Source organism: Verrucomicrobiota bacterium (assembly GCA_021413925.1).
Taxonomy (GTDB): Bacteria; Verrucomicrobiota; Verrucomicrobiia; order Chthoniobacterales; family UBA6821; genus UBA6821.
Map to the genome: position 1 here is coordinate 37,651 of JAIOPL010000013.1, position 13,470 is coordinate 51,120.

At 59.2% G+C, this 13,470-nt stretch carries 7 protein-coding genes and 1 tRNA gene; 3 read left to right on the forward strand and 5 right to left on the reverse strand.

Annotation, left to right across the window (positions count from 1 at the left end; genetic code table 11):
• Positions 1-65: 65 nt before the first annotated feature.
• Both K8R57_06040 and K8R57_06045 read right to left on the reverse strand, forming a co-directional pair.
• Positions 66-1,406 carry a dipeptidase gene (locus K8R57_06040; GenBank protein ID MCE9587858.1) on the reverse strand — a complete coding sequence of 447 codons (1,341 nt, stop codon included), beginning with the start codon at positions 1,404-1,406 and terminating at the stop codon, positions 66-68.
• An 11-nt stretch (positions 1,407-1,417) separates the two neighbouring features.
• Positions 1,418-3,082 carry a molybdopterin-dependent oxidoreductase gene (locus K8R57_06045; protein MCE9587859.1) on the reverse strand — a complete coding sequence of 555 codons (1,665 nt, stop codon included), beginning with the start codon at positions 3,080-3,082 and terminating at the stop codon, positions 1,418-1,420.
• A gap of 566 nt (positions 3,083-3,648) precedes the next feature.
• On the opposite strand from K8R57_06045, the gene K8R57_06050 reads away from it, so the two are divergent.
• From K8R57_06050 to bioF, 3 genes are all read left to right on the forward strand, one after another.
• A tRNA-Ser gene (locus tag K8R57_06050) sits at positions 3,649-3,735 on the forward strand.
• 317 nt (positions 3,736-4,052) lie between these two features.
• Positions 4,053-5,228 carry a DEAD/DEAH box helicase gene (locus K8R57_06055; protein ID MCE9587860.1) on the forward strand — a complete coding sequence of 392 codons (1,176 nt, stop codon included), beginning with the start codon at positions 4,053-4,055 and terminating at the stop codon, positions 5,226-5,228.
• Positions 5,229-5,261: 33 nt separating this feature from the next.
• Positions 5,262-6,422 (forward strand): 8-amino-7-oxononanoate synthase, encoded by a 1,161-nt coding sequence (gene bioF, locus K8R57_06060; GenBank protein ID MCE9587861.1) that lies wholly within the window; start codon positions 5,262-5,264, stop codon positions 6,420-6,422.
• 28 nt (positions 6,423-6,450) lie between these two features.
• Here the strand turns inward: bioF and gatB are convergent, their stop codons facing one another.
• From gatB to smc, 3 genes are all read right to left on the reverse strand, one after another.
• Positions 6,451-7,911, reverse strand: a complete 1,461-nt coding sequence (gatB, locus tag K8R57_06065) for an Asp-tRNA(Asn)/Glu-tRNA(Gln) amidotransferase subunit GatB (GenBank protein ID MCE9587862.1) — start codon at positions 7,909-7,911, stop codon at positions 6,451-6,453.
• Positions 7,912-7,927: 16 nt separating this feature from the next.
• Complete coding sequence (locus K8R57_06070) at positions 7,928-8,905, reverse strand: hypothetical protein (protein MCE9587863.1); 978 nt, start codon at positions 8,903-8,905, stop codon at positions 7,928-7,930.
• Between the two features lie 592 nt (positions 8,906-9,497).
• Positions 9,498-13,298, reverse strand: coding sequence for a chromosome segregation protein SMC (gene smc / locus K8R57_06075; protein ID MCE9587864.1), 3,801 nt, complete (start codon positions 13,296-13,298; stop codon positions 9,498-9,500).
• Positions 13,299-13,470 lie beyond the last annotated feature (172 nt).

Below are 13,470 nucleotides of genomic sequence, written 5' to 3' on the forward strand. Positions count from 1 at the left end.
AACGCGCAAAGAAATAGCGTTTTTTTATGCGTGAAAATGCGTTCATGCAAAGAAAAAGGGGCTTTTCAGTTAGCTTTTCCCAACTCCTCTAAGAGAATCTTATTCATGCGGATGCCGCCGAGGAAGTTCTCGACAAGCATGTTCTCGTCCGGCGAGTGGATGCGGGAGTCTGGATTCGCTAAGCCCAGGAGGTAGGAATCGACACCGAGGATTTCCTTCAGCGTGGCCAAGATAGGGATGCTGCCACCGTCCCGCAGAAGCAGGGGCTCCGAACCGAAGGCGCCGGCAAGGGCCTTTCGGGCGGCCAGCCCGTCCGGGGAATTCGGATCGGACTGGTAGGAGGCGCCTGCGTGTCCGGTGATGATTTCCAGCAGAACGCCCGGAGGAGTCTGATTGCGGAGATATTCCTCGGCTGCCGCGAGAATCACGGCCGGATCCTGATCGGCGACCAGTCGGAAGGTGAGTTTGGCAAAGGCTTCTTTTGGCAGGACCGTTTTGGTTCCGGCCCCCTGGTAGCCGCCACCAATGCCGTTCACCTCGGCTGTCGGACGCGCTCCAATGCGCTCGATGGTCGTGAAGTCCTTTTCTCCGAAGAGCTCAGCAACCCCGGCAAGCTCCTTGATCGCTTCGTCGCCGCCGGATGCCTTTTCCAAGCTGGCAGCGGCTTCGCGTTCCCAAGGCTCAAGCGGTCGTACGGCGTCATAGAAACCGGGAATACGAACGCGTCCCTCGGCATCATGGAGAGAGGCCAGCAGGCGAGCCACCACTGTGGCGGGATTCGCCACAGCACCTCCGAAAAGACCGCTGTGGAGGTCGCGGGCCGGACCGCGGACGATGAGCTCCATCGCGGCAATACCACGCAGGGCATAGGTGAGGGCAGGCTTGTTGCCCGGCGCCATCGCGGTGTCTGAGATCGCAACCAAATCGCAGGCGAGTTCTTCCCTATGCTCCCGCAGGAAGTCAGCGAGATTAGGGCTTCCAATCTCCTCCTCGCCCTCGATCAGGAAGATGACATTGACGGGCAGGGAGCCTTTTTCGCGGAGTGTCTCGCCCACCCCGAGGATATGAGCGAGGATCTGCCCTTTGTTATCAGCGGAGCCGCGGGCATAGATGCGACCTTCCTCAATGCGGGGCTCGAAGGGCGGCGTGGTCCACCCCTCCAGCGGATCGGGCGGCTGCACGTCGTAGTGGCCGTAGATCAGTACAGTCCGCTTCTGCGGATCGCGCGGGGTCGAAGCGACGACGACGGGAGACCCGGATGTGGGATGAACGGTCGCAGTCAGCCCTATCGCCGTGAGTTTTTCGCTCAGCCACTCGGCACAGGCCTCTAGATCCGGAGCATGTTCCGGCTGCGTGGAGATGCTGGGAAAGCGTAGGAAGGATTTTAACTCTTCCAGCGGATCCATGGGCAAAATGATCAGGCTTTCAGCGTGACGCCGAGGTCACCGATCTTGCCGAAGTTCAGGCCGGAAAGTGCGGGCGTGGCTGCTGCCATCTGCTTGAAAAGTTCCTCAAGGGAAGAGGCCCCTTCGGCTCCCAGAGCCTTCAGCAGGTCGCTCAGAATTTCCCAATCATCGCGGGCATGGCCGGGCGCCGTGAGGGCGCGGTTGAGGCGCTGGAGACGGCCGTTGATATTCACCATCGATCCGCGCTTTTCCGCGGAGGCACTGCCGGGAAGGACGACCTTCGAGAATTTGAGCCCGTCATTCGGCAGGATATCGAGCGTCACGAGTGAGGAGAGCTTGCTCAGATCAATCTCGCTAAGGCCGCAATGAAGAGGGTTCTCGCCGAGTACTACGAGAGAGGTGATCTTGCCGGAGGCGATGCCTGCCACGATCTCGGGTAGGCGGGAGCCCGGAGCGGAGCCGGTCACACCGAGCAGCTGGGCACCCCGGGTGTTCGGATTACCATCATCGGAGACAAGGAATCCATCGCCCTTCTGCGCACGTGGGCGGATGTCGATCAGCTCAGCTCCGAGGGTCTTGGCGAGACGGCTTGCCAGGAAAAGCTCCTCATTGGTCATGCGGCCCGAGGCAATAATTGCGGTCGAGGCACCGGCCTGGCCCTTAAGCGATTCGGCGGCGGCGGTAACGGCATCCTTCCAGCGGACGGATCCTCCGTTCACAAGGGGCTCCTTGAGGCGATCCTCGCGGTGGATGTAGGTATAATTCAACCTATGGGAATCGGGCAGCCAGAAGGCATTCACGGCCTCGTTCTCACGTGGGGTGATGCGGTGGACTTTGTTCTCACGGCTGCCGATCAGGATGTTGCTGCCAGTGCCGCAGTTCGTGTCGATGGTCTTGGTCTCCTTGAGGAACCAGACGCGCATCTTGAAGCGGAAGTCCTTGGAGGTCAGCGCGCCGACCGGGCAGATGTCGACGGTATTGAGCGAGTAGTTGCTGTCGAGGCGCTTGCCGGGATGGACGGTCAGCGTGGTGTGACCACCGCGGTCGACAAAGCCGAGACAGTCATCCTTGGCTACCTCGTCCATGAAGCGGATGCAGCGGGAGCAGAGAATGCAGCGTTCGTCGTCGAGGACGATGCGCTCGCCGATATCGACATGCTTCGGCTTCTTGACCTTATCATCCTCGAATCGGGAGTTATCGTTACCGTATTCCACGGAGAACTCCTGTAGGCGGCACTCGCCGGCCTTGTCACAGATGGGGCAGTCGAGCGGGTGATTGATCAGGAGGAACTCCATCACACCCTTACGACACTCCTCGACAAGCGGTGAGTTAGTACGGACACCGAGCCCCTCGGAGACCTCGATGGCGCAGCAGATGGCGGGCTTCGGGCTCCAGTTGATAAGAGGCCGACCATCCTCCCCAAGCTCCGGCTTGCGATCGGGGCCCATCTTCGGAGTGCCCATCTCGATCAGGCACATGCGGCAGTTGCCGGGAGAACTCAGAGCAGGATGGTAGCAGTAATGAGGCACGTAGCTGCCTGACTTCATGCAAGCCTCGATGAGGCGGGTCCCCTTGGGAAACTGCTTCCACTCGCCATCCACCTGAACATTGATCATCGGGACGGCCTGAGCAATGTTTTCTACTGCTGGCTCTGCGGTGGTGACGGTAGCGCTCATCGGTGTGTAAGAAATGGGTTTCCTGTGTTGGGAAAGAGAAGCATTTATGAACGCAGGGCCCTTGATGAGCAAGTAAGAAGCCCTGATTTAACAGGAGGAGATTCAAAAAGCGCCGTTCTCATCACCTCGCAGAGGCCATCCCTCCCCACTTTTTAGAATTTTGAGGGCTGAACGAATCCCCTTCCTGTCTCGCGGCTTGCATCCCGAATGGTTCCAGCCTAGTTTCTTACGCCTTCCTAGGATGGGTGGCAGAGTGGTCGATTGACTCGCTCGCGCCCGCTCGGCTCGCCCTACGGGTCCCGCGGTTGCGGAATCTATCCGGGCCTTTCCCAAGGCCACGTATTGCGCACGCTTGGAAAGCGTGTTTACCTTTATCGGTAACGAGGGTTCGATCACCATCCCGCGATCAGCGGGAGAGCTTTTCTGCGAAGCCATGATGGTGCACCTCTGCTAATGCAGAGGCCATCCCTCCCCACTTTTTAGAATTTTGAGGGCTGAACGAATCCCCTTCCTGTCTCGCGGCTTGCATCCCGAATGGTTCCAGCCTAGTTTCTTACGCCTTCCTAGGATGGGTGGCAGAGTGGTCGATCGCGCACGCTTGGAAAGCGTGTTTACCTTTATCGGTAACGAGGGTTCGAATCCCTCCCCATCCGGTTTACTTGCTCATAGAGCAACAAATTGCATTCTGAGGGATGAGAACTTCAGTTCGATCACCATGCCGCGATTAGCGGCATATAATCAATGCAAAGCCATCCCGTAGCACCTCTGCGAATGCAGAGGAAATCCCTCCCCATCCGGTTTACTTGCTCACAGAGCAACAAATTGCATTCTGAGGGATGAAGAACCTTCAGGTTCGACTGCCATGCCGCGATCAGCGGCTTCATGCTCTCAAGCAGTGATTCTGCAGAGCCTTGACGCCAGCCAAGGATAATCCCTCCCATCTCCCAGAGAATCCGCTAGCTTCCCAACCATGAACTCCTTTGCCGATCTCGCACTGCTCCCCACCCTTCGGGAGACGCTTGTTGAAAAAAACCTGACCATCCCCACGGATATCCAGGCCCAGACCGTGCCGGCCCTGCTCGCGGGACGTTCCGTGGTGGGGGTTGCCGAGACCGGCAGCGGAAAAACCCTCGCTTATGCCCTGCCGATTCTCCATCGGCTCAAGACTCTTGAGCTCCAAGGCAAACCGGTCACTGTCTATGGTGAGCCCCGCGCAATCGTGGTAGTCCCCACCAGGGAGTTGGGTGAGCAGGTCGCCAAGGCCTTCAAGCCGTTCACTCACACGACGCGTCTCCGCGTGCGCTCACTCCTGGGCGGCACAACAATGGAACAGGCAAAACGCAGCCTGCAGGGTCCCTTCGAAGTGTTGGTTGCCACGCCTGGGCGCCTTATCAAGATGATGGAGGCAGGGCTCGTGACGCTAGGGGATGTCCGCACCCTCGTGCTCGATGAGGCTGATCAGATGCTGGATCACGGATTTTTGCCAGATGTGCGACGGATCGTGAAGGATTGCCCGCCAGAGCGTCAGCTCGCGATGTTCTCGGCCACGGTTCCGCCAGCAGTGGAGAAACTCATTGCGGATCTCTTCGCTAGTGCGGAAGTCATCCGCAGCTTGGGGAGCCACCGGGTCGTGGCGTCACTCACCACTACCCAGGAAACGGTCGTGGGAGGAAAACGCTTTCCCCTGCTCGAGCGTCTGCTCGACAAAAAGGTGGAGGGAGGAACGATCCTCTTTACCAATACTCGCGAGCAGTGCGATAAGCTGGCCGGCGAGTTGGAAGAAGCCGGGTGGCCCTGCGTGGTCTACCGGGGAGAGATGGACAAGATGGAGCGGCGCAGGAACCTCAAGGCGTTCCGGGAGGGTGACGTTGCCCTGCTGATCTCCACCGATCTCGCCTCTAGGGGGCTCGACGTGGAGCATGTCGGCCGCGTCATCAACTATCACATGCCGCAGCAGATGGAGAATTACCTGCATCGCGTAGGACGCACTGCACGTGCTGGACGCCCGGGTCTCGTGGTGAATTTCGTGACCGAGCGCGATGCCCCGCTTGTGAGCAAGCTCGACGTCGTACAGCAGCCCCCAAAGGTTTCTAGAGGGACCTCCTCGGCCTCCTCGGCTTCGAAGTCATCCCAATCCAGGCGCTAATATTCTTTCGCGCCCTTCTCTGTTCATTTCTCCATGGTCTCATTTGATTCATGGTTGAGCCTGCAGCTCGCCGCTCTCGAAGACCAAGGTCTGCGTCGCAACCTGCAAGTCGTTGAGGAAACGCACGGCAGCCAAATCACGATCGCCGGCCGAGAGCTGATCAACTTTTCCTCAAATGACTACCTGGGACTCTCATCTCATCCTGCCATCGCCGATGCGATGGGGGAGGGGGCTCGTCGATGGGGGACTGGATCCACCGCGTCGCGCCTGATCTGCGGGAATACAGCTGAGCACGCCGCGCTGGAAGAGGAATTGGCGGCGGCGAAGGGCACGGAGTCCGCCTTGGTCTTCTCGACGGGCGTCGCTGCAGCCACCGGAACCATTCCCGTACTCGCCGGTAAGGATGATGTCATCATCATGGACAAGCTGGCCCACGCCTGCCTAATCGACGGGGCCCGCGCGAGCGGCGCAATTCTCCGTGTGTTTCCCCATAACGATCTGGAGAAGATGGAATCCCACCTGCGATGGGCGCGCGAAAAACATCCCACCTCGCGCGTGATGGTCATCACCGAATCGGTCTTCAGCATGGATGGCGATCTGGCTCCGCTCCGTGAAATCGTAGGGCTGAAGGAACGCTATGGTGCCATCCTCTTCCTCGATGAGGCTCATGCGGTCGGCGTTCGCGGTGCAGGAGCTCAGGGGCTTGCAGGCGAGCTGGGTCTTGGAGATCAGGTCGACATCCAGATGGGAACGCTCGGCAAGGCTCTCGGTGTTTCCGGCGGCTACATCGCCGGATCGAGGGTTCTGATCGATTATTTGATCAACTGCGCCCGAAGCTTTGTCTTCTCCACAGCTCCCTCCCCGGCCGTAGCGGCCGCCTGTCGTGCGTCCCTCAGGATCGTTCAGTCGCCGGAGGGTGATGCTCTTCGTGCTGACCTTCAGGAAAATCTTCGTCTCTTTGCCTCGGAGATGAAGCTCAGCGACTCCCCGAGTGCGATCCTCCCGCTGATACTCGGAAGTGAAGAACGCACGATGCAAGAGACGACGCGGCTTCAGCAAGCGGGATTCTTTATTCCAGCGATCCGCTACCCCACCGTTCCGAGAAATACGGCGCGGCTTCGCATCACGCTTAGTAGCGCTCACAAACCAGAGCAGATCCAGGGCCTTGCCTCCGCGCTGAAGGGTTCGGGTTAAAGAGCCCTGGGAGCCTTGGGAACGCTAGCTATGCTTGGAGCTTCTTCGCGAGGATCTCTCCCGCGAGAGCGGGATTTGCCTTTCCTTTGGAAAGCTTCATGACCTGACCCTTGAGGAAGTTGAGCGCGGCTTCCTTGCCAGACTTGAAGTCGGCGACAGATGCCGGATTGGCAGCAATGACCTCGTCGCAGAATGCCTCAATAGCCCCGGTGTCGCTGACCTGCTTGAGCCCCCTCTCCTCAACGATCACTGCGGGCTGCTTGCCGCTGACCATCATCTCGGCAAAGACCTCCTTGCCTTGGCGGCCGCTTATGGTTCCTAACTCAATGAGGGCCGTGAGTTCACCGATATAAGCTGCCTGGATGGGGCATTCCGAGAGATCCAGCGAAGCGGCTGAGAGGGCGCTGAGCAGGTCGTTGATGATCCAGTTTGCAACGCTCTTCGGCTTGGGGGAGCCCTTGCTGGCTACCTCGAAGTAATCAGCCAATGCGGCATCATCTGCTAGGACGGCCGCGTCGTACTCGCTGATACCATAGTCAGCGACGAATCGGTCGCGCTTGGCCTGAGGCAACTCCGGCATGCCAACCTTTGCCGATTCGACGATCTTGGCCGTGCGGACGGGAAGCAGGTCAGGATCGGGGAAGTAGCGGTAGTCGTGAGCGGACTCCTTGATGCGCATGAGCGTCGTCTCGCCACGGTCGTCATCCCAACGACGCGTCTCCTGATCGAGTTTTCCTCCCGCCTTCACAAAGGCAGTCTGGCGCTCGATCTCGAAGGCGAGAGCGCGGCGGACTCCGCTGATGGAATTGAGATTCTTCAGCTCGATCTTGGTGCCGTATTCCTTCTGGCCGACAGGTCGCACGGAAACGTTCACATCGCAGCGCATCTGGCCCTTCTCCATGTCGGCATCGCTGATTTCACCATAGACAAGGATCTGACGCAGTGCCGTGAGGTAGGCGAAGGCCTCCTCGGGGGAAGCGATGTCGGCCTCCGAGACGATCTCCATGAGAGGTGTGCCGGCGCGGTTGAAATCAATGCCGCTGGCAGTCTCGAGATGGAAACTCTTCGCCACATCCTCCTCCAGATGGATGCGGGTGAGCCGGATCTTCTTGCCGGGGGTCGCGATCGTCTTCTGGGCATCCTTAGGATAGGCCGTCTCGTGGAGAGGGACGTCGCCTCCGAGACAGAGGGGCTGGTCGTACTGGGAGATCTGATAGTTCTTCGGCATGTCCGGGTAGTAGTAGTTCTTGCGATCGAACTTACAGACCTCGGGAATGTCACAGCCTAGCATCAGTCCTGCGCGGGCGGTAAGTCGCAGCGCCTCGCCATTCATCACCGGAAGCGCACCGGGCAGTCCGAGACACGTAGGGCAGGTGTGCGTGTTCGGTTCAGCTCCGTACTCGACCTTGCAACCGCAGAACATCTTGCTCTTGGTTTTCAACTGGGCATGGACTTCAAGTCCGATCGTTACGCTGTATTCCGTGCTCATAAGATGATGTTCTCTGTCAGTTGGCTTTACCGGGAGTCGTGATGGATTGCGAGGACGTGTTTGTAGCGTGCGGTTTGGCGCGAGGCGAGTTCGGAGAATTGCCAGGATGGGCTTTTTTGATCGGTTGGATCGGCTGGCTGTGCCGGACGGGGACTGGGGGTTCGAGGGCGTAGTTAAGCGCCCCGGTCAGATCGAATTCCTTTAGCTGGGCAAGAAGGAGGGGATCATTGGCCGCGGCTTGGACATGCTTGTTCTGCAGAAGAGGCAGGATGTTCTTTTTCTCGGCTGCTTTTTCCAGGGCGGGGTCTTGGATCAGGGCGGTAATGTGAGGATTGGCGATGATCTTCAGTGTCCCGGGATACTGCACGAAGCGCTCGATGGCCTGTTGCGAGCCTGCTACCATGGAGATCTTCACGATATTGTCGTAGAATGCCGCCGGGAGCGGGTCTGCCTTCTTGAGAGTCTGGCCAGTGACACCGATTTCCAGTGATTCCTTCAGCTTGATCAGGAAGAGGGCCGTTTTTTCCGTGGAGAGTAACCGCCCCTCATTCCGGGCCTGGACGACGCGGAGTTCCCCGAGAGCTCCCATGCCCCTGATCAGCGTGATTCCAGCCCAGAGAAAGAGGATGCCGAAGATCACTCCGCAAACTGCGCCACCCAAACCAAAACCAAGCCGGATCACTCCCGAGTGATCCTCAGTCTTTTTAAAAAGAAGCCCTGCGACGATCGAGATGCCGATATAGATACCTATACCGACCGTCAGCCCCGCGACGGCGGGGGCGATCAGGGGAGGGACCTTGGAGAAAAAGGCGACCACCGTCCCCGTGGCTCCTGCAGCCGTCGAACCTCCGATCCAGGCACAAAAAAGGGCCGCTAACCTCAGGAGACCGCGTACGGCTCCGAGTCTCCAACCCCGCCATAGCTCCCATAAAAGGAAAAGTGTCGCCGCAATAAAAATGTACTGCTGCCACTGGGCGGAGCCTTCGAGGAGCATTTGGGGAAAGGATGAAGTAGGAGTTATGAATGATGAAATGGGAACTAAAGGCCCATTCCCTGTTTTAAGAATGGGTGCTGGCCAAAAAAACAAAGGCGCAGGCCATTACGCTCAAAATTAAGTTGAGCCAAGAGGCTATGGTTTTGCACCTGCCCGGAGACAAAGATGGAATGAGCAGACCAACGAAGATGCAAGGGAACAGCGCCAAAAAATTCCAGTCGGTCCATCGATGATTCAGACCAGCTCTATGCGTAATAGCCCAAAGACAGATGACTAAAGCGCTTATCAATGAGACTAAAGCAAGCCACCTGAGAACAGCCCCAAGCTGATTATGTTTTGAGCGCATTAATCAACAATGAAGAAGCGGCGCAGAAAATCAATCCTGCGCCGCCTCCTCGGGGTGGGGGGAAAAGGCGCCTGGGAAGGCGGCTTTGCTTGCCTCGCTCGTGCGATGTCATGCGAGCCTCCAGGCGAGCAGTCCGAGGATGCCTGATCTGGGAAGATTGGCAGACAAATGGCACTCGTTCCTCAGTTCCTGTCTTCCTCGTTTGCTTGCTTGGCCGTTGCTTCGCATCCGTTGCATCCAGATTATTTATCCTTCAATCTCCTCCGTTACACCAACGGGAGCCGTTTCCAGCGTCTCGTCGCGCAGGGTGCTGTTCGTGGCTGCGGCTGGCGGTAGTTGCTCATCCCGACCGGTGAACTTGACGCTGAGGAGCTTGCTGATGCCGCGCTCTTCCATGGTTACGCCATAGAGGGAGTCGGCACGCGACATCGTGCGCTTGTTGTGGGTGATGACCATGAATTGACTCTGGCCGATGAAACGGTCGAGTAGCTTGATGAAGCGCCCGATATTCGACTCGTCGAGCGGGGCGTCCATTTCGTCGAGCACACAGAAGGGGGAGGGCTTCACCATGTAGATAGCGAAGAGCAGGGCCACTGCCGTCATGGTGCGCTCGCCGCCGGAGAGGAGCGAAATGCTCTGGAGCTTCTTGCCAGGAGGGCTGGCGATGATCTCGATGCCACTCTCGAGCGGATCGCTCTCATCCATGAGGAGGAGGTTGGCCTTACCGCCGCCGAAGAGCTGGGTGAACATCTCCAGGAAGTTCACGCGGATCTTCTCGAAAGTCTCCGAGAAGAGCTCCTTGGTCGTCTTGTTGATTCGGGCGATCGCCTCCATCAGCTCGGCCTTGCCGTTGATCAGATCGTTATTCTGCTGTTCAAGGAATTTGTAGCGTTCCTCCAGCTCATCGTATTCCTGAATGGCATCCAGGTTGACGGGCCCCATCGAGTCGGCGCGTTCGGTTAGCTCGGCAACAACGAGCTCGATCCGTTCCCACGGGATTTCCGCAGGGATGGGGCCGCTGATAGCCTGAACCACCTCAACCGTGATCTCTTCGGGGTTTTCATTGGAAGAAACCTCCCCTTCGACCGTCGGATCGGTGGATGCGGGAAGGGCGGCACGGCGCTCCTTTTCCTTCTGCTGGGCCACGGCCTTGAGTAGGGCATAGCGGTCTGGCTCAAATCCAGCAAGATCGAGCTGGTAGCGTCGGGAGACATGGTCGCGGATCGACTCGGCGCGGAGCTTCAGCTCGGCAAGGCGTACCTCGTTCTTAGAGCGGTTATCCTGCAGGTCGGAGAGATTTTTGCGGGCGCCACGCAGGGCGATTTCCAACGCCTCAACGCCGGATTGCAGTTCGGCACGGCGGACGCCTAGCTCCAGCACCCGGGCCTCGGCTTCGGCGCTTTCGATTTTCCAAGTCTCCACGCTCTCGGCAAGTCCCGTCGACTCGGCTTCCAGCGACTTGATCTTTTCGTCGTGCGTCGTGATATCGCGTTCACGAACCGAGATCGTTTCGGCCAGCTCGCGGATACGGGCCTCCATGGGGGCACGCTGGTTTGCGAGCGACTGCTGACGCTGACGCTCGGTGGCAACCCGTAGTCGTGCCTCGGCGAGATCTGCGGCCGCGGTCGTCTCGGCGTCCCGCAGGAAGGAAATCCTGAAGCCGGCGGCTGAACGCTCTTCGCGTGCGGTGTTTAGCTCCAGCGAGGCTGTCTCGAGCTGCTGCTCACGATCAGCAATCTGTGCTTCCAGGAGCTGGATGTGTTCCTGCAGGGAGGAGATTTCGCCGTCGAGGGACTCGTGACGGTTACGGGCATTCTCCAGTTCGCGGGTTGCCAGAAGGTTATCGGCCTGTGCCGCAGCAAGCAGTCCCTGCGTGTTTCCGAGAACTTCTCGGGCGTCGCGGAGACGATTCACTGCAGCCTCCAGCGCAGCGAGAGCTCCTTCACGAACAAGGGAGAGATGCGAGACGCTCTCACGGAGCAAGTTCACCTCCCGCTCGAGCGAGGCAATCTGGGAGCGGCGAAGCAGTGCGGATCCGCTAACATCTCCCGTGGAACCACCATGCGCGACGCCGTCGCGACCAAGGAATTCACCGGTGCGCGCCGCAAAAGCAAGACCGGGATATGCCCGCTTGAGCCGGAAGGCCGTCGCTAGATCGGGCACGATGGCGACCCCTTCGAGAAGGCGGCCGATCAGCCCATGCGCCGAGCCAGTAGCGCGCACCACATCGACTGCCCAGCAAGTCGCACCCTCGGGAAGCGCCTCGGCTGGGGAAGGACTGATCGGCAGAAGATCGCTTGCCACCACGGAAGCACGTCCTTGAGCAGCCTCGCGCAACGTCTGAAGGGCAGCCTCAGCCATGCCGGCATCGGCAAAAACTATGGCCCGGCTGGCAGCTCCAAGCGCGGCCTCGATCGCTGGGATTTCGGCGGCCGGAACTTCGATCAGCGAGGCAAGAGTTCCGAGAATGCCAGCCTGATAAAATTCGGGGCGGTCTAGGCCGCGCAGGATAGCCTGCGCTCCCTCGCCAAGTCCCTCACCCTCACGCTCAAGCTGGAGTAGGATTTCCAGCCGATGTTCGCGTTCGGAGAGTTGCTTTACCGAGTTGTTCCATTCGGTCTCGGCAATCTGGCGTGCATTCTGCGCCTCGTCATGCCCCTGCTGGGCGGCGAGAAGCTCCTGCTCCGCCGCGTCCAGAGAGGCTCGTGTGGAGGCCTGGGCAGCTCCCGTCTGGTCCGCGCGTGTTGCGGCTGTCGTGACGGCAAGGCCGGCGACGGAAACTTGCTCCTGAAGTTGGAGGGAACGAGATCTCTCGGCATCGCGGCGGGCGCTGGCGGTGGAGAGCTCACCCCGAACATCGGTTAGACGGTTTTCCAGTCCATGAAGGCGTCCGGTGAGGGACTCAGTGGCCTGCTCGGCGGACTGACGCTCCTGCTGCGCCTGCTGGAGACGCGCGGCACCCGCCTGGAGTAGCTCTTCCTCGCCGCGGAGAACTTCCAGCAATGATGTCAGCTGGGCATCCGTCTGCTCGATCTCGTTTTCCTGCTCGCGGATGCGTAGATGCGTGGCATCGATATCGGCGCTGGCGCGGATCCCCATCTCGCGGAATTCACCGCAACGTTCGGCATTCGTCTCGATGCGGCTCTCGCCGGAGAAGATCCGGTTGCGCAGGGTCTGCAGGCTGTCGCGAGCAACTCCGGTCTCGGTATCGAGTGCGGTGACCTGTTCGCGGGCCCCGGCAACCTCGAGCTCCTGCTCGCCGATCTCGTGCTCATAGAGAGCGCGGGCATCGGCACTCTTCTCCACCTGCTCCGCAACCTCGGTGATCGAACGCTCCAGATCGAGGTAGGTGCGGTGCGAAAGATGGGTGTCGAGAACACGCAGGTCCTCCATGAGGGACTGATAGCGGCGGGCCTTCCCAGCCTGACGCTGGAGGGAGCCGATCTGGCGCTTCACCTCCTTGATGATGTCGGAGACGCGGAGCAGGTTCGACTCAGTGTACTCGAGCTTGCGAAGCGCCTCCTTCTTTTGGGCCTTGTACTTTGTGATGCCGGCTGCCTCTTCGAAAATGGCGCGACGGTCTTCCGGACGGCTATTGAGCAGCTGGGCCGTGCGACCCTGCTCCATGATGGAGTAGGCGCTTCGGCCGATGCCGGTGTCCATGAAGAGATTGTGGATGTCCTTGAGCCGGCAGGGTGTGCCGTTGATCAGATACTCCGACTTGCCATCGCGAAAGACGCGGCGGGTGATGCGGACTTCATTCCACTCGACTCCCAGCTCCTGCTCGCACTCAGCAAAGGTCATGGAGACCTCGGCCATGTTGTGGGGCTGTCGCGTGTCGGTGCCGTTGAAAATGACGTCGGCCATCTCGCCGCCACGGAGCGCCTTGGCAGACTGCTCGCCGAGCACCCACCGGATTGCATCCAGGACATTCGATTTGCCGCAGCCGTTCGGGCCGACAATGGCAGTCACCCCGCGATGAAAACGCAAGGTTGTCTTGGGGGCAAAGGACTTGAATCCGATCAGTTCGAGTGATTGAAGATACATGAGAAAAAGAGTGGCTGGAGGTGCCAAAGAGTAGCTCTAGTAGGTGCTAAGTCACAACAAAAAACACAACCCCTTGGGGTATTCGCATCTATCACCACAATATATAGTGGTTTCCGGACATCTCTTGGTCAGCTCTCTTGAGGGAGTCGGACATCCCCGCCCAATTGCTTGC